This window comes from Jeotgalibacillus haloalkalitolerans (assembly GCF_034427455.1).
Taxonomy (GTDB): domain Bacteria; phylum Bacillota; class Bacilli; order Bacillales; family Jeotgalibacillaceae; genus Jeotgalibacillus; species Jeotgalibacillus haloalkalitolerans.
On the sequence record NZ_JAXQNN010000002.1, the window covers coordinates 850,533 to 870,942 of the forward strand.

The 20,410-nt window shown below is 43.4% G+C and carries 17 protein-coding genes; 3 read left to right on the forward strand and 14 right to left on the reverse strand.

Features of this window, described 5'->3' with window-relative positions; genetic code table 11:
• Positions 1-53 precede the first annotated feature (53 nt).
• The 3 genes from icd to UFB30_RS09370 all read right to left on the reverse strand — a co-directional run bounded on the left by icd (position 54) and on the right by UFB30_RS09370 (position 3,248).
• Positions 54-1,322, reverse strand: a complete 1,269-nt coding sequence (icd, locus tag UFB30_RS09360; RefSeq protein WP_322421400.1) for an NADP-dependent isocitrate dehydrogenase — start codon at positions 1,320-1,322, stop codon at positions 54-56.
• 111 nt (positions 1,323-1,433) lie between these two features.
• Positions 1,434-2,549 carry a citrate synthase gene (gene citZ, locus UFB30_RS09365; RefSeq protein WP_322421401.1) on the reverse strand — a complete coding sequence of 372 codons (1,116 nt, stop codon included), beginning with the start codon at positions 2,547-2,549 and terminating at the stop codon, positions 1,434-1,436.
• Positions 2,550-2,777: 228 nt separating this feature from the next.
• Positions 2,778-3,248, reverse strand: a complete 471-nt coding sequence (locus UFB30_RS09370; RefSeq protein ID WP_322421402.1) for a DUF441 domain-containing protein — start codon at positions 3,246-3,248, stop codon at positions 2,778-2,780.
• Positions 3,249-3,299: 51 nt separating this feature from the next.
• Between UFB30_RS09370 and UFB30_RS09375 the strand changes: the two genes are divergently transcribed.
• Complete coding sequence (locus UFB30_RS09375; protein WP_322421403.1) at positions 3,300-4,367, forward strand: AI-2E family transporter; 1,068 nt, start codon at positions 3,300-3,302, stop codon at positions 4,365-4,367.
• 29 nt (positions 4,368-4,396) lie between these two features.
• Here UFB30_RS09375 and UFB30_RS09380 read toward each other — a convergent pair whose 3' ends face one another.
• The 9 genes from UFB30_RS09380 to UFB30_RS09420 all read right to left on the reverse strand — a co-directional run bounded on the left by UFB30_RS09380 (position 4,397) and on the right by UFB30_RS09420 (position 15,995).
• A complete protein-coding gene (locus UFB30_RS09380) occupies positions 4,397-4,786 on the reverse strand; it encodes an FxsA family protein (protein WP_322421404.1) in 390 nt (129 codons plus the stop codon).
• A gap of 105 nt (positions 4,787-4,891) precedes the next feature.
• The gene (gene pyk / locus UFB30_RS09385; protein WP_322421405.1) at positions 4,892-6,652 is read right to left on the reverse strand and encodes a pyruvate kinase; all 1,761 of its coding nucleotides are present in this window, start codon (positions 6,650-6,652) and stop codon (positions 4,892-4,894) included.
• A 20-nt stretch (positions 6,653-6,672) separates the two neighbouring features.
• Positions 6,673-7,632, reverse strand: a complete 960-nt coding sequence (gene pfkA, locus UFB30_RS09390; RefSeq protein WP_322421406.1) for a 6-phosphofructokinase — start codon at positions 7,630-7,632, stop codon at positions 6,673-6,675.
• 299 nt (positions 7,633-7,931) lie between these two features.
• Positions 7,932-8,894 (reverse strand): acetyl-CoA carboxylase carboxyl transferase subunit alpha, encoded by a 963-nt coding sequence (accA, locus tag UFB30_RS09395; protein ID WP_322421407.1) that lies wholly within the window; start codon positions 8,892-8,894, stop codon positions 7,932-7,934.
• On the reverse strand, positions 8,888-9,748 hold the full coding sequence (gene accD / locus UFB30_RS09400) for an acetyl-CoA carboxylase, carboxyltransferase subunit beta (RefSeq protein ID WP_322421408.1): 861 nt from the start codon (positions 9,746-9,748) through the stop codon (positions 8,888-8,890). The genes accA and accD overlap by 7 nt, the downstream gene beginning before the upstream one ends.
• A 17-nt stretch (positions 9,749-9,765) precedes the next feature.
• On the reverse strand, positions 9,766-10,377 hold the full coding sequence (locus tag UFB30_RS09405; protein WP_322421409.1) for a FadR/GntR family transcriptional regulator: 612 nt from the start codon (positions 10,375-10,377) through the stop codon (positions 9,766-9,768).
• 7 nt (positions 10,378-10,384) lie between these two features.
• Positions 10,385-11,623, reverse strand: a complete 1,239-nt coding sequence (gene ystJ / locus UFB30_RS09410) for an NADP-dependent malic enzyme (RefSeq protein WP_322421410.1) — start codon at positions 11,621-11,623, stop codon at positions 10,385-10,387.
• A gap of 97 nt (positions 11,624-11,720) precedes the next feature.
• Positions 11,721-15,029 (reverse strand): DNA polymerase III subunit alpha, encoded by a 3,309-nt coding sequence (gene dnaE, locus UFB30_RS09415; protein ID WP_322421411.1) that lies wholly within the window; start codon positions 15,027-15,029, stop codon positions 11,721-11,723.
• A 24-nt stretch (positions 15,030-15,053) separates the two neighbouring features.
• The gene (locus UFB30_RS09420; RefSeq protein WP_322421412.1) at positions 15,054-15,995 is read right to left on the reverse strand and encodes a DHH family phosphoesterase; all 942 of its coding nucleotides are present in this window, start codon (positions 15,993-15,995) and stop codon (positions 15,054-15,056) included.
• An 80-nt stretch (positions 15,996-16,075) separates the two neighbouring features.
• On the opposite strand from UFB30_RS09420, the gene UFB30_RS09425 reads away from it, so the two are divergent.
• On the forward strand, positions 16,076-16,396 hold the full coding sequence (locus UFB30_RS09425) for a YtpI family protein (RefSeq protein ID WP_322421413.1): 321 nt from the start codon (positions 16,076-16,078) through the stop codon (positions 16,394-16,396).
• 248 nt (positions 16,397-16,644) lie between these two features.
• Here UFB30_RS09425 and UFB30_RS09430 read toward each other — a convergent pair whose 3' ends face one another.
• Positions 16,645-17,955 (reverse strand): DRTGG domain-containing protein, encoded by a 1,311-nt coding sequence (locus tag UFB30_RS09430; RefSeq protein ID WP_322421414.1) that lies wholly within the window; start codon positions 17,953-17,955, stop codon positions 16,645-16,647.
• A 383-nt stretch (positions 17,956-18,338) separates the two neighbouring features.
• Entirely contained in the window at positions 18,339-19,019 is a 681-nt protein-coding gene (locus UFB30_RS09435) for a metal-dependent hydrolase (protein WP_322421415.1), read from the reverse strand.
• A gap of 113 nt (positions 19,020-19,132) precedes the next feature.
• On the opposite strand from UFB30_RS09435, the gene UFB30_RS09440 reads away from it, so the two are divergent.
• Positions 19,133-20,215, forward strand: a complete 1,083-nt coding sequence (locus UFB30_RS09440) for a M24 family metallopeptidase (RefSeq protein ID WP_322421416.1) — start codon at positions 19,133-19,135, stop codon at positions 20,213-20,215.
• Positions 20,216-20,410 lie beyond the last annotated feature (195 nt).

The following is a 20,410-nucleotide window of genomic DNA, read 5'->3' on the forward strand; positions in this document are numbered from 1 at the left end:
CTCCCAGTAAAAAATTATGTAGTTAAAGGCCGGCAAATGCCGGCCTGAATGTCTTACATATTTTCAATTAATGCAGTTCCGAATTCAGAGCACTTCACTTCTGTAGCGCCATCCATCAGACGTGCAAAGTCATACGTTACAACTTTAGATGCAATTGTCTTTTCCATTGATTTAGAAATCAGGTCTGCAGCTTCGTTCCAGCCAAGGTGCTCAAGAAGAAGTACACCTGAAAGAATGACTGAAGATGGGTTAACTTTATCAAGACCGGCATACTTTGGCGCTGTACCATGAGTTGCTTCAAAGATCGCATGTCCTGTGTCATAGTTAATGTTTGCACCAGGTGCGATACCGATACCGCCAACCTGTGCTGCAAGTGCATCAGAGATGTAGTCTCCGTTCAGGTTCATAGTAGCTACTACATCAAACTCAGCAGGGCGAGTAAGGATCTGCTGAAGGAAGATATCTGCGATTGAATCCTTCACGATGATTTTGCCAGCTGCTTCAGCATCACTCTGTGCTTTGTTTGCAGCGTCTGTACCCTGCTCATCTTTGATCTGATCATACTGATTCCAAGTGAATACTTTATCTCCGAATTCACGCTCAGCAAGATCGTAACCCCAGCGCTTGAAAGCACCTTCAGTGAACTTCATGATGTTACCTTTGTGGACAAGCGTTACTGATTTACGGCCTTCAGTCAGCGCATAGTTAATCGCTGCACGGACAAGACGCTCAGTACCTTCTTTAGATACCGGCTTTACACCGATACCAGCAGTTTCAGGGAAACGGATATTTGTCGCACCCATTTCATCCTGAAGGAAGTTGATCAGCTTTTTCACTTCGTCTGATCCTTCAGCAAATTCGATACCAGCGTAGATATCTTCAGTGTTTTCACGGAAGATCACCATGTCTGTGTCTTCAGGGCGCTTAACCGGTGAAGGTACACCTTCAAAGTAACGTACTGGACGCAGGCACGTGAACAGGTCAAGCTGCTGACGAAGTGCCACGTTTAACGAGCGGATTCCTCCGCCGATTGGTGTTGTAAGAGGTCCTTTAATTGCAATAAAGTATTCGTTGATTGCATCAAGTGTAGCCTGTGGAAGCCATTCACCAGTCTGGTCAAAAGCTTTTTGTCCTGCAAGAACTTCTTTCCATGCAATTTTCTTTTCTCCGTTATATGCTTTTTCAACAGCTGCGTCTAATACGCGCTGTGCAGAAGCCCAGATATCCGGACCTGTACCGTCACCCTCGATAAAAGGTACGATTGGATTGTTTGGCACCTGAAGATTGCCGTTTGATACTGAAATTTTTTCACCTTGTGTCATAAGTCTTTCCCTCCAAATATCATTGGCCGGGGACTGACGGAGTCCGTCAGTCCCCCAGCGTTATTTACTATTACATCAGTTATCAGTCAGTTTGTAAAATGTTCAGTGAATTTACCGCTTTTCAACCGGTACATATTCCTGCATGCCAGGACCTGTGTATTCAGCTCTCGGGCGGATCAGGCGGTTGTTGGAATACTGCTCAAGAATATGAGCCAGCCAGCCTGATACACGGCTTACTGCAAAGATTGGTGTGAACAGGTCATGGTCAATGCCAAGGCTGTGGTAGACAGATGCAGAATAGAAGTCCACATTAGGTGGAAGTTTCTTTTCAGATGTCACGATTTCTTCAATCTTAACAGACATCTCATACCATTTTGATTCTCCGCGAAGCTCAGTCAGCTTTTTAGACATTTCACGAAGATGCTTCGCACGAGGGTCTCCCTGCTGATATACACGGTGACCGAAGCCCATGATTTTTTCTTTATTTTCAAGCTTTTTACGGATCACAGACTCAACGTTTTCAACTGAACCAATTTCAGTTAACGTCTTCATTACCTGCTCATTTGCTCCACCATGAAGCGGTCCTTTTAGCGCACCGATTGCAGCTGTTACACCTGAGTATACATCTGACAATGTGGCTACACATACACGTGCAGTGAATGTAGATGCATTCAGTTCGTGGTCAGCATGCAGCACAAGCGCTTTATTCATTGCTTCCACTTCAATATCCTCAGGCAATTCGCCATTCAGCATATACAGGAAGTTAGCCGCAAAGCTGAGATCGGCTTTAGGTGCAATCGGCTCCTGGCCTTTACGGATTCGTGCAAAAGCAGTTACGATTGTAGCAATTTTCGCCTGAAGACGAATTGCTTTACGGTAGTTCGCTTCTTCTTCCATTACGTCTGCTTCTTCATCAAACAGCCCCAGTGCTGATACTGCAGTACGGACAGCAGCCATTGGGTGAACCTTATCAACAGGCATTGCTTTAATTTGTGCGATCACTTCATCAGGAATCGCCATATTATCAGCAAGCTGCTGCTTCAGTTCTGCAAGCTCATTTTCTTTTGGCAGGCGCAAATGCCAAAGAAGATAAATGATTTCTTCAAAGCTCGCATTTTCAGTTAAGTCGTCGATATTGTAACCAACGTATGTAAGTGTGTCATCAATAATTGAGCTGATCGATGAAGTAGTTGCTACAACGTTTTCTAAACCTCTCGTTGCTGTCATAAACAAATCTCTCCTTTTAATCTTAGTCTTGTATTTAAAGCCTGACCGGCATTTAAAATACGGCATTGTCATCACATAAAAACTGAGCGGTTGCTCAGTCAGCTGACAGAATGGAATTCGTCATTTCGGATGCGCTTACATTGTCCATTATAATCAATAATCAGAACTTTGTGAATGAAAACGCATTAATTTGCCGGGATTAATTTAATTTGACGAAATTTGACATCATCAGAAAACGTTTGAAACCCACTCGAAAATTTTCATTGCACTATATGCAATTCCCGCTCCAATCAGCGGTCCTACAGCAATTCCGTTAAATAATGCAACTGCAAGGATTGTTCCGAATACCAGCGCAACTGTTATATGCGGGTCCTCCTGTAAAAGTGAAATACCACCTTTTGCGATCAGGGCTACCGCGATACCTGAAGCGAGTGCCACCCACGCATATGGTGACTTTACCGCATCAGTCAGCTCTTTAAACCCGATTGCGCCGCTTGCGATCGGGGCAAGAACAGCAATTGTAATAATCGTGACACCCCAGTTAATTCCCTTCCCCTGAATAAAAGCAAAAATTTTCTCATCAGCACCCGCAACTTTTAATAGGATAAGAAAAAGAACTGCAATCATAAGAGAATTATTTTTAGCAAAAAATCCGATTGCGAGTAATAAAATTAAAAATATCATTGCCGGATTGATCATTTTCATACCTCCATCTTCAAACATTCCAGGCTGTCACGGGAGGACAACTCTGTGTTAAAACGTTGCTTTCAAGTCATCGTCGCGATAATCATTGTATTTCTTACGTTAAAAGTGATATTGATGTATTTCATGCCATTTGCGATCGGGGCACTCCTCTCACTCTTCGTCTATCCAGTTGTCAAAGTTCTGTTCACTTACTTGAAGATACCTTATAAATTGAGCGTTGCGCTTGGATTAATGATGTTATTTATAACAGGACCTCTTCTCATAACCGGCTGCTTTGCCCTTTTGAAAAATGAGATCTTTTTAATGGCAAATCACCTGCCGCAGTATACAAGTGTTCTAATCAGTTCAATCAGGAACATTGTCCAGAGCTTTCCTACTTTCCTTCATGACCTGACACATCCTTACCTGACGCATAAACATTTAACTTTACTGATCAAAGAACTTGAACAGCTGATTCTGAATGCGGGAAAACAGTTGCTTTCAGAGACTTCAAAATTTGCGGGCAACCTTCCGTCGTATTTATTTTCATTTGGTATTGTGATGATTGCGGCATATTACATACTTTCTGATTTTGAGTCCTGGAAAAGTAAATTGCCGAAAAAACTGATTGAACAAATTGAACTGATCCGCGAACTTGGATTGCGTGAAGCAGGATCATATTTTTTATCACAGCTGCTGCTTTCATTGTTTACTTTCATCATTACCTTAACCGGATTGCTCATAATCGGAAACCCTCATCCATTTTTGCTGGCTCTTTTATCAGCAGGACTGGATTTCGTTCCTCTTGCCGGTTCACTGCTGCTTTTTTTACCGCTGACGGTGTTTTATTTTATACAGTCCGGACCGGCTGCTGCAGCTGGAACACTGGTGATTTATATCGTAATCATTGCAGTCCGGCAAATTGCTGAACCTAAAATTGTAGGAGACAGAATGGGGCTGCATCCGTTGGCAGCACTCATTATTTTGTATACCTCTGTCACTTTGCTCGGCTTAAAAGGGCTTATTTTGACGCCTGTTTTTATGATCATGATGGCTGTACTGATCAAGATCAGGCTGTTTACAGCTGTATGGCGGTATATCACAACCGGTGAGCACCCATTTATAAAGCGCTGACTTAAAAAACACACAGCAGCTGCTGTGTGTTATGGTCTGTGAATGATGACATTGCCGTTTCTCATTTTTTTCTGAATCCATTTATAGATCAGCGGCTTCATTAAATTCCTTGTTGCAGGAATTAACAATAAAAATCCGATCGCATCAGTTATAAAACCTGGTGTTAATAACACAACACCACCAATTAAAATACATAATCCATCAATGACAGCATCACCAGGACCACCATCAAATACAGTCATATTCTGTACTTTTTTCAAAGCCTGAAGCCCTTGAGATTTCGCCAGATATGCACCCAGAACACCAGTTAATATGATTAAAAGAACTGTCGGTATAACACCGATCAGGTTACCAGCACTGATCAGAATTGCGATTTCCAGTGCCGGAACAATAATGATTAAAAGCATTAACCATCTCACAAGGAATATCTCCTTTCAACATTACGCGCTGTCTTTATTTTAGCACAGTCTTACATAGAATAAAAAAACCTGAACGGAAATCCGCTCAGGTTTTTTCAATATGATTTACAGTACGCTTGCGTGTCCGTTATAAACCACGCCACGCTCCGCATCAACTGTTACTTCCTGTCCATCAGTGAATAAAGCTGTTGCATTATCCACTCCAACAATAACAGGTAAGCCAAGGTTCAATCCGACTACTGCAGCATGACTTGTCAGTCCGCCTTCTTCAACGATCAGTGCCGAGCACTTTTCGATTGCAGGCATCATTTCTTTATCAGTACCGATTGTAACCAGGATTGATCCCTCTGTTACTTTATCAAGTGCATCATTTGCATTTGAAGCTGTTACAACTTTACCAAAGCCTGATTTGCGTCCGATTCCCTGACCTTTTGCAAGTACATCACCAACAATGTGGATCTTCATCAGGTTTGTTGTACCTGATTCCCCAACCGGTACACCCGCAGTAATCACGACAAGGTCGCCATGCTTAACGCAGCCGCTGTTTAAGCTTTCTGTTACTGCCATATCCAGCATTTCATCAGTTGTTTCAGTCTTAGCACCTACCTGAGGATATACACCCCATACAAGCGCAAGGCGTCTGGAAACAGATGCATCAGCAGTAACTGCAACAATTGTTGCTTCAGGACGGTATTTTGAAATCATTTTTGCTGTATGACCACTTTCAGTTGGCGCAATAATTGCGTTCACTTCAAGGTTTAATGCAGTATGCGCAACTGCCTGACCAATTGCATCAGTCATATTGCGTTCAAAACGCTTGCTGCGCTTAGAAAGGATCGCTTTATAATCAAGTGCTTCTTCAGCTCTTGATGCAATGTTATTCATTGTTTGAACTGATTCTACCGGATAATCACCTGCTGCTGTTTCACCAGATAGCATGATTGCATCAGTGCCATCAAAAATTGCATTCGCAACGTCAGAAGCTTCCGCACGCGTTGGACGCGGGTTGCGCTGCATTGAATCAAGCATTTGTGTAGCAGTGATAACAGGCTTCCCTACAGCATTACATTTACGGATCAGCTGCTTTTGCACCAATGGTACTTCTTCAGCCGGAATCTCAACACCAAGGTCACCACGCGCAACCATCAGGCCATCAGAAACCTGAAGGATCTCATCAATGTTATCTACACCTTCCTGGTTTTCAATCTTAGGAATGATGTTGATTTTTGGAGAACCGTTTTTCTCCAGCAGTTCACGGATTTCCATCACATCAGATGCACGACGGACGAATGAAGCTGCGATAAAGTCTACACCCTGCTCAATTCCGAAAAGAATGTCATTCGCATCTTTATCAGTAATACCAGGCAGATTCACTGATACACCAGGTACGTTCACACCTTTTTTGTTCTTCAATGTACCAGTGTTCATGATTTTCGTTCTGATCTCACCTGCATTTTTATCAACAGATAGTACTTCAAGTCCAATCAGACCATCATCAAGAAGAATTTTAGAGCCTTCATTTACATCATTCACAAGGTCGCTGTAAGTAATAGAGAATTTTTCAGTTGTGCCTACTACTTCTTCCATTGATACGATGATTTCGTTGCCGGCAACAAGTTCAATCGCACCGTTTTCCATCGTGTTCGTACGGATTTCAGGACCTTTTGTATCTAAAAGAATCCCTACGTTCTTACCTAATTTAGCTGCAGCTTCACGGATGTTTTTAATACGTGCTCCGTGCTCATCAAAATCTCCGTGTGAGAAGTTCAGACGCGCTACATTCATTCCAGCTTCCATCAGTTGTGTCAGCTTTTCAATACTTTCACTTGCAGGTCCAATCGTACATACAATCTTTGTTTTTCTCATGTTATACCTCCTGAAATCAATTAAATAGATAGTTCCTGTGATAAGCGGTACAGATCAACGTCTGCTTTGTGCTCCATCTTCAATGCTTCAATAATATCATAGTCAACAAGCTCATTACGCTGAATACCAACAGCACGTCCACCCTTGTTTTCCATTAATAGTTCAACAGCACGTGCACCAAGGCGGCTTGCCAGTACGCGGTCAGAAGCAGTTGGTGAACCGCCACGCTGCATATGACCAAGAACAGATACTCTTGTATCAACACCTGTCTTTTCTTTCATCATTGCTGCAAATTCCCCGCCGGACATAACGCCTTCAGCCACAATAATGATACTGTGCTTCTTGCCGCGCGCATGCCCTTTTTTAATTTTCTCTACAACTTTATCAATGTTGTATGGATCTTCAGGGATCAGAATAGACTCTGCTCCACCTGATAGTCCTGACCACAGTGCGATATCTCCTGCATTTCTTCCCATTACTTCAATGATAAATGTGCGTTCATGAGAAGTAGCAGTATCACGGATTTTATCAATCGCATCAATGACTGTATTCAGCGCAGTATCAAATCCGATTGTGAAATCAGTTCCCGGAATATCATTATCAATCGTTCCAGGTACACCTACACATGGATAGCCATGCTCAGTCAGTGCTTTTGCCCCCATGTATGAGCCGTCTCCACCAATGACAACCAGGCCTTCAATACCGAATTTCTTCAGCTGTTCAATGCCCTTTTTCTGCCCTTCAAGTGTTTTGAACTCTTCGCATCGCGCAGAATAAAGCTTCGTTCCCCCGCGGTGAATAATGTCACCAACAGAACCAAGCTCAAGCTTTTCAATATTTCCAGAGATTAAACCCTGATAACCCTGGTAAATCCCATATACTTCAAGCCCGTGGTAGATGGCTTTCCGGACAACTGCTCTGACAGCAGGATTCATACCAGGAGCATCTCCACCACTGGTCAATACGCCAATTTTTTTCATTTCGATGTTCCCACCTTTAATTGAAAAATTATGTTAACTATTTCACAGAAATAGTGTTCCGAAGTTGGATGTACAAGTCCGTTTTCATCCTTTTAAAAATAACATGAAGACGTTTTGTTCTCAATCATTAGTCTAAGCTCTCACACATTCTTATAAAACTAATAAAAATGTAACCGCTTAACCCTTCATAATTGTACACATTTTAGACACATTATAACCTGAATGTTCCTTTCTTCTATTGTTTACACATTTCACAAAAGAAAAAACCTTTTCAGAAAAGATCTGAAAAGGTTTTTCTATTAAACGGGTTCTTTTGTAAATTCACCAATAGACTGGAATTTGTCATAACGTTGTGCGACAAGTGATTCTTTATCAAATTGGGATAATTCTTTTAATGATTTCAACAGCACCTGATCAATCGCATCCGCCTGTTGTTTAATATCACGGTGAGCGCCGCCTCTTACTTCAGGAATGATTTCATCAATGATACCCATTTCCTTCAGATCCGGTGCAGTGATTCTCATAGATTCTGCGGCCTGTTTTGCAAGCGCTGCATCCTTCCAGAGAATTGAAGCAGCACCTTCAGGAGAAATAACAGAGTACGTTGAATTCTCAAGCATATGCATATGGTTACCGACGCCAAGTGCCAGAGCACCTCCGCTTCCACCTTCACCAATCACGATACAAACGACCGGTACAGTAAGTCCTGCCATTTCAAACAGGTTCCTGGCGATCGCTTCACTCTGTCCGCGTTCTTCCGCTGCCTTACCAGGGTATGCCCCTTTTGTGTCAATGAAACAGATAATTGGACGGTCAAACTTTTCAGCCTGCTTCATGAGGCGCAGCGCTTTACGGTAGCCTTCCGGATGCGGCATTCCGAAATTCCGTTTAATATTTTCTTTCGTATCTTTTCCTCTTTGATGACCGATCACGGTTACAGCATTTCCTTTGTATCTTGCAATCCCGCCAACAATTGCATGATCATCACCATACAGACGGTCCCCGTGCATTTCCATGAAGTCTTCAAAGAGCTCTTCTATGTACTCAAGGGCTGTTGGGCGTTCCGGATGCCGGGCCAGCTGTACACGGTCCCATGGCTTTATAGAAGAATAAACGTCTTCTTCAAGCCGGGAAAGACGGTCTTCAAGTTTAGCGATTTCCTCACTCAGGTCAACTTCCGAGTCAGCAGTGAATGCTTTTAACTCATTGATTTTTTCCCGGAGCTGATTGAGGGGCTTTTCAAACTCGAGTTCATTTACCATGATGATTCTCCTTTCTCATGCAGCGAAAGAAGCACGCTCAGCTTTTCTTTCATTTCTAGACGGGAGATGACCTGATCAAGCTGTCCATGTTCCATCAGGAATTCCGCTGTCTGGAAGTCCTCGGGAAGTTTTTCCCTGATTGTCTGTTCAATAATTCTTCTTCCGGCGAATCCGATCAGTGCGCCAGGCTCTGCAAAATTATAATCGCCAAGTGAAGCGAAGCTTGCAGAAACGCCTCCTGTAGTTGGATGGGTCATCACAGAGACAATCAGTCCGCCTTTGTCGCTGAAGCGCTTCAGTGCAGTGCTTGTTTTTGCCATTTGCATCAGAGATAAAACGCCTTCCTGCATCCTTGCGCCTCCACTTGCGGTAAAGATAATAAACGGAAGACCCTGCTCTTCTGCGACTCTGACCGCTTCTGCAATCTTCTCACCGACAACTGACCCCATACTGCCCATTCTGAATGTTGAATCCATAATCGTCAGTACTGTCTTTTTGCCATCAATTGTACAGATCCCTGTTACAACTGCTTCATTCAAGCCGGTCTTTTTCTTATCCTTCTCAAGCTTCTCCAGATAGTCCGGGAAGCCAAGTGGATTTTCAGAAGACAGCTGCTGGTTGAATTCCTGAAAAGAGCCTTCATCTGCAAGGCATTCAATTCTTTCTGCCGCATTCATCGGGTGATGATAACCGCACTGCAGACAAACTTTCTGATTTTTATAGATTTCTTTTGTATAGATGATTTTTTTACATTTCGGACACTTCGTCAATATTCCTTCCGGTACATCGTTTTTATCATGTTCAGATGGAATCGTTGCGTATTTTTTCTTTTTTGCAAATATATCCTTCAGCAACCTGTCTTCCTCCCTAGTCATTTTTCTATATTTGTGATCAGCTTCATCGACTGTTCAATATCTTCTGATAGTAAATGCTGATAAAATTCATCCATTAACTGATCTGTCAAAGGAATCTGAACTTGATTTTCAGCATTGTGAAAATCATTCAGGATCAGCCAGATTTTCACGTAAAGCTGATTCCCGCCGGCTTCAACCAATTCTCTTTTCAGATGTGTAAATAACTTAAGCTCTGACTTTTTATATTGAGAAGAGATATGCTCAAACAGATGCATTCTTTCCTCTTTTGGTGCAGCCAGCACCCTTCTGAAGGCATCCTCTTCAAGCCATGTTTTCACTTCAGCCACATCACTGACTGCGCGGCTCTCCTGTAAAATAAACATGCCCAGCAGGTCAATCAGGTGGTGGTCTCTGAAATCTCTGAGAAAAGTGCCTTCTCCCCGCCTTGTTTCAATTAATCCAAGCAGTTCAAGCGCTCTTAACGCTTCCCGGACAGAAGAGCGTGCAACGCCGAATCGCTCCGACAGTTCACGCTCTGATGGGATTCTGCTGCCAGCCGTAAGACGGTCTTCTCTGATCATATCCCTGATCTGATGGACAACAGATATATATCTTTTATGTTCAATCAAATGCCTGTCACTCGCTTTTTCCAATTTGAGATAAGCGCGCAGTTTTCTCTCTGACTTCTTCCGGATCCACTTTTATTCTCGCTACACCTGTTTCCATTGCCGCATTTGCAACACGGGAAGCAACAGCCGGTGCAACCCGCGGATCAAAAGGTGCCGGGATTACATAATCAGCATTCAATTCATCTTCAGAAATCAGTGAAGCAATTGCTTCTACTGCAGCAATTTTCATCTTTTCATTAATATGAGTCGCTCTCACATCCAATGCCCCTCTGAAGATCCCCGGGAAAGCAAGTACATTGTTGACCTGGTTCGGGAAATCTGAACGGCCTGTCCCAACCACACTTGCACCATTTGCTTTTGCAAGTGCCGGCATGATCTCGGGAACAGGATTCGCCATCGCAAAAATAATCGAGTCATTGTTCATTTTCTGAACCATTTCCTCTGTCAGTGCACCTGCTACTGATACGCCGATAAAGACATCAGCACCTTCAATGACATCATCAAGTGAGCCATCAAGACGTTCTCTGTTGGTGATCTTCGCGACATTATGCTTGACTTCATTCATTCCATACGGACGTCCTTCATAGATCGCACCCTTGGAATCACACATAATGATATCTCTTACACCATAACTGTATAAAAGCTTAATAATCGCAATCCCGGCAGCTCCTGCCCCGTTCATAACGACTCTGATTGAAGAGAACTCTTTATTTGTGATCTTAAGTGCATTTACAAGACCGGCTACCGTAACAATGGCTGTTCCGTGCTGATCATCGTGAAAAATAGGGATATTCGTTTCTTTTTTCAGACGCTCTTCAATTTCAAAGCATCTTGGTGCCGCAATATCCTCAAGGTTTACACCGCCAAATGTCGGCTCCATCAGTTTCACTGTTTCTACAATTTTATCAATCTCTGTTGTATTGAGACAGATCGGAAAAGCATCAACGCCTGCAAAGCTTTTAAACAGCACTGCTTTTCCTTCCATTACCGGCAGTGAAGCTTCCGGCCCGATATTTCCAAGACCGAGTACTGCTGTACCATCAGATACAACTGCAACCATGTTCCCCTTCATTGTATAATCATATACCGTCTCCGGCTTATCATAAATTTCTTTACATGGTTCTGCTACACCAGGTGAATATGCGAGGCTCAGTTCCTCGGCATTCCTCACTAATACTTTTGATTTCGACTCCAGTTTCCCCTGGTTCACTCTGTGCATATGCAGTGCTTCATCTCGTAATGACAAAGAACTTCACTCCTATTTTTTGGGTTACCCCTTTATTTAACAATTGGTCAGACCACATTCTTATTCACTATAACAAAAACAATTCAACATTTGCAATTTAATGTTCGACTACATTTTCACTTCCAACCAGCTGAATCAGTTTATCCAGAAGGTCTTTTCCGGGTTTCACACCATCAATATTCAATTTTCTTTTACTGCCGGACCCCGCATCGTATACAACGACCGGTGTGCCGCCGGGAAACTGGCTGCAATACCTTTGGATCATTGCAAACGTGTCTGCTGATTCCATCGTGTCAGGAATTCTTAAAAAAAGTGTTTTTGAATTTTTTATTCCATTATATTGTTCAGCCGGAACAGCATGCTGAACCACAAATTGATTTTTCCCATTTCGTTCTTCTATTTTACCGGTCAGTACTGCAGTCAATCCTTTTTGGATCACTGAAGATTGTTTTCTGAATACATCAGGGAACACAACCCCGTCCACATCACCGGTTTCATCACTGAGTGTGATAAAGCACATATTTTCACCTTTTTTTGTTCTGATCACACGGACTTCATTGATAAAAGCACCAATGATCCCTTTCATGCCCGGCGCCGCTTCATCAATCCTGATGGCACCTGCGTGTTCAAGCATATCTCTGTAAACAGATACAGGATGAGAAGATAGATAAATACCCAGCACTTCTTTTTCACAGGCTAATTTCTGATCGGCCGGCATAGGAGAAGCTTTCGCGTGTTTCGGCTTGATATCGAGATCTTCAAACAGGCTTCCTTCTCCCTGAACGAGACCTGCATGGTTAATCGCTATTTCAATGGAAGCAAGCAGAACGGACCTGTCCTGACCAAAACCATCAAGCGCGCCTGAAAAAATGAGCGGCTCAAGCAGCTTGCGATTGACAAGCTTCGGGTTCAGCCTGCTGCACAGATCAAAAAAGTCACGGAAAGGCTGTTCCTGCCTCACACGTATAATCTCTTCTGCTGCAGGTTTGCTGACCCCTTTTATCGCACTGAGGCTGTATATGATTGCGCCATTCTCCCCTTTAAAGTAGCGCATGCTTTTATTAATATCAGGGGGTGTGATCTGAATGGACAGCTTTCTGCATTCTTTAATGTATTGGGCTGTTTTGTCTTCATTACCAGTGGCAGTAGTCATCAGTGCGGCCATAAAAGCGACCGGATAATGCGCTTTTAAATAGGCGAGCTGGTAACCGATTTTACTGTAAGCTACTGCATGACTTCTGTTGAATCCATAGTCAGCAAATCTGACAATCAGGTCATAGAGTTCATTTGCTGCCTGACTGGTGTATCCCTTTTTTACAGCACCATCAGTAAATCTTTTTCTTTCACGGTCTAGGTCCTGTTTATTTTTTTTACTCACTGCTCTCCTTAATACATCCGCTTCACCCAGAGAGAATCCGGCAAACCTAGAGGCGATCTCCATGATCTGCTCCTGGTACACAATAATGCCGTAAGTAGAGGATAAAACAGGTTTAAGATCTTGATGAATATAAGGAACTTTTTCATGACCATATTTTCTTTTGATATATTGGGGAATGAATTCCATCGGTCCGGGACGGTTTAAGGCATTCACGGCAACAAGGTCTTCAAACTCTGATGGCTTAAGCGTCATCAGCACTTTCGTTACCCCTTCAGCTTCAAATTGAAAAATCCCGCTCGTCCATCCTTTTCCCAGCAGTTCAAATGTAGCCCTGTCATCTGAAGGAATCTGTTCAATTTTAAAATGAGGCTCTGTTTGTCTCACTGTCTGAATGACTCTATGTAAAATGGTCAGATTCCGGAGTCCGAGATAGTCCATTTTCAATAACCCGATTTCTTCAAGTGCACCCATTGGCCACTGCGTAATGTGCGCGTATTCAGTTCCTTTTTGAAGTGGTACTACTTCAGCAAGCGGAACGTCACTGATGATGACACCTGCTGCATGGACTGAGGTATGTCTCGGCAGACCTTCGAGCTTCACCGCTGTTTTAAACCATTCTTTATATCTTTCTGACTGGTTAACAAAACGCTGAAGTGACTGAGACTGCTGGTAAGCTTCTTTCAAAGTGATGCCATGTATGGAGGGAATTGATTTCGAAATCACTTCCATTTCCCCTGAACTCATTCCGTAAACTCTGGCCATATCTCTTGCCACTGCTTTTGCAGAAAGTGTTCCGAACGTGGCAATCTGCGCTACTTTTTTCCTGCCGTACTTTTCTGCTGTGTATTGAATCACTTCATCGCGCCGGTCATCTGGAAAATCGAGATCAATATCCGGAAGCGTGACCCGCTCAGGATTCAAAAAGCGTTCAAAAAGCAGCCGGTGTTCAATCGGATCAACATGAGTGATATACAATACATACGCTGCCAGTGAACCTGCCGCTGATCCACGGCCCGGTCCCGCCAGAATGTGCTGCTCCCGTGCAAACTTCATGACGTCCCAGATAATCAGGAAATAATCATTAAATCCCATCCGGTCGATTACATCCAATTCATACTGCAGTCTTTTCCGGTATTCATCAGTGATATTGACTACCCGCTTTTTCAACCCTTCCTCACAGAGATGTGCCAGCACTTCTTTTTGCGTCACATCTTCAGGTACCGGAAAAACAGGCAGGTGTGAGGATGAAAAGTCAATTTTCACATTACAACGCGAGGCAATGTGATACGTATTTTCAAGCGCTTCCGGAAAATCAGACAACTGCTGTTCAACTTCTGTCGGGGAAAGAAAATGAAATGTTCCCTCCAGGTTGACTTCATCAACTGTCAGCCCGGCTCTCAGGGCAGTCATTGCTTCATAAGCTGTTTTATCCTCCGGCTCGCTGTATCTCACTTCAGAAGTAGCGGTTAAAGGAATACCGGTTTCCTCAGCCAGAGTCTTAATTAAGCCGATGAGCTCCGCGTCCTCTTTCCGCTGGTGATGAGAAAGTCCGAGATAAAAGTGTTCAGATCCCATCAGATGCCGGAGATTGATTGCGCTCGCAGCCGCTTCTTCGGTTTGACCGCGCATGAGTAGCGTTTCAATCTCACCGTCGCTCCCGGGCGTAATGGCAATCAGCCCGGCTGAATAAGCTTTCAGCCATTTTTCAGGGAGCGGGTTTCCTGTCGTTGAGATCGCACTGGAGATTTTCATCAGATTCTTATATCCCTCACCGGTTTCTGCAAGTAATATCAGCGGAAATGATTGTTCATCATTTCTGCTGATATCAGCTTTCAGCCCGATAATCGGTTTGATTCCTTCTTTTTGACAGGCTTTATAAAAAGGGATCACTCCATACATCGTATTGTGGTCTGTCAGAGCAAGTGCAGACAGCTTTTCACGCTTCGCCAGTGCGACCAGCTCTGATATGGAAATCGTACTGCTTAGTAAACTGTAGGCACTTGTAACATGCAAATGAGTAAAAGCCATCCCTGATCCCCTTTCATCACTTTTTTAACGGTATTCTTTGCAGATTGCTTCAAGCTTTTCAATGACTTCCTCAGCTTCATCCCATTTATAAATGGAAGCACCGGCTGCCACCGGGTGACCGCCGCCGTTATATTGCTTTGCAAGCTCATTCACGATCGGTCCTTTTGAGCGCAGGCGGACCCGGATCTCTTTTTCCTCTTCAATGAAAAACACCCAGGCGCTGATCCCCTTCACACTGCCAAGCGTACTGACAAGAAGTGACGCCTCAGATGGTGCTGCATTAAATTCAGCAAGCTTTTCTTTTGTTAATTTCACATGGGCTGCGCCATTTTCTGACATGTGGAAATTTTGCAGCACATATCCCTGTAGCTTTAAAACGTGAGCGTCCATTTCATAAAGTGAATTGTAAAGTGCTGATCTTTCAAAGTCATATTTAATCAGTTCACCAGCGTAATCAAAGGTTTTCTGTGTGGTGCTTGGATATAAAAAGCGCCCTGTGTCCCCGACAATTCCCGCATAGATGAGTCTTGCAGCAGCATCAGACATTTTTAATCCTTCATCTTTTCCGCTTAAATAAAGTTCGTAGATCATTTCACTGGCTGAACTTGCAGAAGTATCTACCCATAACAGATCGCCATATGCATCCTCATTCGGGTGGTGATCGATTTTAATTACCTTTGCACCGTTCACATATCGCTGATCATCAATTCTGTCTGTATTTGCAGTGTCACACACAATAATCAGCGCATCCTCGAAATCTTCATCTTTTAATTCGTCAAGTTCGTGTAAAAACGTAAGTGTCGGCTCCGGTATACCTGTTGTATATACTTTCTTATCCGGAAAAGAGGCTTTAATGATTTCAGCAAGTCCAGCCTGTGACCCATATGCATCAGGATCCGGTCTTACATGTCTATGTAGTATAATTTTGTCATATTGCTTAATTTGTTCAATGATTTGTTCTTTCAACGTCTGTCACTCCCTGAATTAGTGGAATTTAACCTGATAAGCCATTACAATAATAGTAGTTTATTATTGGAGGAATCAAAATGGCAATCTTAGTTTTCTTGATCATTATGTCCGGAGTTGCTTATTTCTATTTTAAAACAAAGCAGATCCGTACGCCCCGTCCCGTAGAAAAAGCCTGGCAAAAAAGCCGCGCAGGAATGGCGCTTGGTGTTGGAATGGGGCTCATCGGGCTGAATACACTTTTTCTATTTAACTTTGAGCTGGCAACTGACCTGATTTTCACTTACATCGTTGCACTTGTATTTATGATCGTCGGCTTCTCGAGTGCATGGATTCGCTATAAAGCCTATAAACATTATACGCCTTTACTGGTGGAAGAAGAAAATAACTGGAATCAATAATTTAAAATACATTCAGCTATGTTAAAAATTGTTGGCTGGTAGTTTCCGTTACAGGCGGACGCTTTCCGCGGCCGGACCGGTGAGCTCGCAGGCTTCGCCGTGCTTGATCTCACTGGCCCCTTCCTGCCGCAGGAGTCGCCGCCTTTCACTCCAACTACCAGCTGTGAAGAAACAACAATAAAGCCTTATATCTAAGTGCAGCAAAACGATTGAAGAGGATGAAACACTTCTGTGTCCCATCCTCTTCATTATTTTTCAAGCAGCTGACACATCATCATTGCTTTTCCAACAAGGTTTCCCTCACTGAAAACCTCAACATCCACTTTCCCGAATTTACGTCCGACATCAAGTAACTTAGGTGCGATTTCAAGCGTGCTTTCCATCTGAACCGGCTTGATAAAATAAATGGTGATGTTTTCAACAACCAGATCGCTTCGTTTGTATTCTTTCAGCAGCTGGTTCGCTGATTCAGTGACTAATGTGGTAAAAACACCATATGAAATCGCGCCTAGATGATTAGTCATCTGCGGCGTCACTTGGAAAGTCTGGCGTTTATTTTCAGTTTTTTCAACCTGCAGCTCTTTTAAAATGAGGTCATCAATTGTTTCACCCATTTGAGGCTGCCGCTGAATCATCTGCATCGCTTTCAGTACATCCTGTCTGCTGATTACACCCTGAAGCTGGTGTGATTCATTTACAACCGGTAAAAGCTCGATCCCTTCCCAGATCATAATATGGGCAGCAGAGGCTACACTTGTCTTCGCATTCACCGTCAGCGGGTATTTTGTCATCACTTTTTCAAGAAGTTCATCTTTTCCCCTGCCGAGAATGTCTTTTGCGGTGACCATCCCCGTCACTTTTAAAGATGTGGCATCAACAACCGGAAAACGGCTGTGCTGCGTATCTTTATTTAAATCTTCCCACTCCCTGACAGTTGACTTGGAGGTCAGATAATAGGACTGTTCAAGCGGAATCAGGATATCATCCACAAGAACGATTTCTTTTTTAATCATCTGATCATAAATCGCCCGGTTAATCATTGCTGCAACAGTAAAGGTATCATAGCTTGTAGAAATGACAGGAAGCTCAAGCTCGTCTGCGAGTTTTTTTACAGGTTCTTCAGCATCAAATCCACCTGTAACCAACACAGCCGCTCCGGCATTTAACGCATATTCGTGCGCCTTTGTTCTATTCCCGACAATCAGCAGGTTGCCGGCTTCTGTATATCTCATCATGGCTTCAAGCTTCATTGCCCCTATTACGAATTTATTCAGGGTTTTATGAAGCCCTGTCCGCCCTCCGACTACATGGCCGTCTACGATATTAACGACTTCTGCATAAGTAAGCCGTTCGATATTTTCACGTATCTTTTTTTCTATTCTGATGGTCCCGACCCGTTCAATTGTACTGACCATGCCTTTATTTTCTGCTTCTTTTATCGCCCGGTAGGCTGTGCCCTCGCTGACTGCCATATGTTTTGCTACCTGTCTTACGGATATTTTGTTTCCGACAGGCAGGGATTCTATATGTTGTAGTATTTGTTCATGTTTTGTAGCCAATCGCTAATCCCCGCTTTCTGATTCCTGCATTCGTTCCTTTATTATAACCGTAGTGGTAAGAAAGGTTCAAATCGGTGTTGGACATTATAAGATAGCTTATGATCATTTGGCTGAGGGTTGGAGCTGTGCATCTAAATAAATGGCTTTGTTAAAGTTGGCTGTTGATTTCCGCTTCAGGGGGACGCTTTCCGTCGGTGGACCGTTTTTTGGTCCTGTCCTTGAGCCCGCAGGCTTCGCATAGGCCTCACACGTCCCTTCCTGCGAGCCGCCCTCTTACGCTCCAATCACCAGCTGTGCAGAAACAACAATGGACTGTAACAAAGCGAAATAAATACATCTCGACAAAATAAAAAGATGCGTAGGTTACGCATCTTTTAGTCAACTTATAATTCCACATGATCTCCGGCATGCATCATTTTGCCCTGGCCGTCTTTGAGCATGTTGATGAATTTTTCAGGATCCTGTTTGATTGGCGGGAATGTGTTGTAGTGAATCGGGACGACATGTGTTGCCTGTAGCAGTTCTGCGGCGTATGCGGCATCTTCCGGTCCCATTGTGAAGTTGTCGCCGATTGGCAGAAATGCGATGTCAATCGGATGTCTGTCACCAATGAGTTTCATATCGCCGAAGAGTGCGGTGTCACCGGCGTGATAGACCGTTTTTCCCTCAGCCATGAAGAGTACTCCTGCCGGCATGCCAGTGTAAATAATCTGATTGTCTTCAGTTGTATAGGATGAACCGTGGAATGCCTGAGTGAATTTTACTTTTCCGAACTCAAATTCATATGCTCCTCCAATGTGCATCGGGTGAGTTTTTAATCCCTGCATTTCCATATAATTTGCCAGTTCAAATGGCGCGATGACCAGTGCATCACTCCGTTTAGCAATCTCTACTGTGTCACCGACGTGGTCGTTATGTCCGTGTGTCAGGATAATCACATCAGGGTTCTGATCGTCTGCATTCAGGTCTGTCTGTTCGTTGCCATTGATAAATGGGTCAAGCAGAATCGTTTTGCCGTTTGTTTCAATTTTAATAATTGAATGTCCATGGTAAGAAATTTTCATCTTCATTCCTCCTAGGTTACGGTTTCTCCCTCAACTTTTCCCTTCCTTCAATTCATGAAACATTTACATGTGCAAAAGATAGTGATAATTTTGAACTGACTGAAATTGAAAGGATGATTCATATGATCGAAAAAATCCAGGCATATTTGAAAGATGAACAAATAGACTGCGCTTTTTTAACTTCTACTGAAAATGTGACATATACAACAGGGTTTAGAAGTGACCCGCATGAACGATGGCTTGCAGTATACATACCGGCAGACGGCGACGCGATTTTAATCTGCCCGGGGATGGAAGTTGAGGATGCAAGAGGAGCAGGCTGGGAAGGCTCAATCATCGGATACAGTGATACTGAAAGCCCCCTTGAACTGCTGAAGGCTGGAGTAAGCGGGTTTAAGCGGGTTGCAATTGAAAAAAATCATCTGACAGTTGAAAGACTGGAGCTGTTTCATCAGGTATTTGGTGAGTGCCAGGTTCATGCAGCTGAACACATGATGAATGACATGCGCGTCATAAAATCAGATGAGGAAGTGACGCTCCTAAAAAAAGCAGCAGAGCTTGCTGACTTTGCAATTGAGACTGCATGCAGCGAACTGGAGGAAGGGAGAACTGAGCTTGAAGTACTGGCAAAGGTTGAATATGAACTGAAGAAAAAAGGCATTACGGAAATGTCATTTTCTACAATGGTGCTGACAGGTGAAAATGCTTCTTCCCCTCATGGCACGCCGGGTGACACCAGAATTAAAAAAGGTGACCTTGTGCTGTTCGACTTGGGGGTTGTCTATAAAGGATATTGTTCTGATATCACAAGAACCGTTGCTTTTGGAGAGATTTCAGATCAGCAGCAGGAGATTTATAAAACTGTGCTCAAAGCTGAAATGACAGCTCTTGAAATGGTGAAGCCAGGCGTAAAATCCAGTGATCTCGACCTTGCAGCGAGAAAAGTCATCGAAGACGCAGGTTATGGGGACTATTTCCCACACAGACTTGGTCATGGCCTGGGATTGAATGTGCATGAGTATCCATCTATTACATCTGAAAGTGACATTGTACTTAAAAAAGGTATGACATTTACAATCGAGCCGGGGATTTACTTACCTGGTGTTGCAGGAGTAAGGATTGAAGACGATGTGCTTGTGACAGAAAACGGATATGAGACATTAACGAAGTTCCCGAAAACACTGCAGACATATTAAGCAAATGCCAGGCGTGACAGATTGCAGAAAATATATGTTTATAGAATCAACAGGGATTTATCTGAAACTGTACGACCATAATTGCACATCTGTATCTGCACACTCTTTAACGAAACGCTTTGATAAAATCCATTTTTGTTTTTGCACAGCTGGTGATTGGAGTGGAAGGGGCTGCGGCAGGAAGGGACAGGTGAG

Bases quoted from the DNA above. Each gene is read 5' to 3' on its own strand.
- accA (WP_322421407.1), bottom strand. From the start codon at position 8,894: ATGGTAAATGAACTCGAGTTTGAAAAGCCCCTCAATCAGCTCCGGGAA.
- dnaE (WP_322421411.1), bottom strand. From the start codon at position 15,029: ATGGCTTTTACTCATTTGCATGTTACAAGTGCCTACAGTTTACTAAGC.
- pfkA (WP_322421406.1), bottom strand. From the start codon at position 7,632: ATGAAAAAAATTGGCGTATTGACCAGTGGTGGAGATGCTCCTGGTATG.
- pyk (WP_322421405.1), bottom strand. From the start codon at position 6,652: ATGAGAAAAACAAAGATTGTATGTACGATTGGACCTGCAAGTGAAAGT.
- UFB30_RS09440 (WP_322421416.1), top strand. From the start codon at position 19,133: ATGATTCATATGATCGAAAAAATCCAGGCATATTTGAAAGATGAACAA.
- icd (WP_322421400.1), bottom strand. From the start codon at position 1,322: ATGACACAAGGTGAAAAAATTTCAGTATCAAACGGCAATCTTCAGGTG.
- UFB30_RS09425 (WP_322421413.1), top strand. From the start codon at position 16,076: ATGGCAATCTTAGTTTTCTTGATCATTATGTCCGGAGTTGCTTATTTC.
- UFB30_RS09435 (WP_322421415.1), bottom strand. From the start codon at position 19,019: ATGAAAATTTCTTACCATGGACATTCAATTATTAAAATTGAAACAAAC.
- UFB30_RS09370 (WP_322421402.1), bottom strand. From the start codon at position 3,248: ATGATCAATCCGGCAATGATATTTTTAATTTTATTACTCGCAATCGGA.
- citZ (WP_322421401.1), bottom strand. From the start codon at position 2,549: ATGACAGCAACGAGAGGTTTAGAAAACGTTGTAGCAACTACTTCATCG.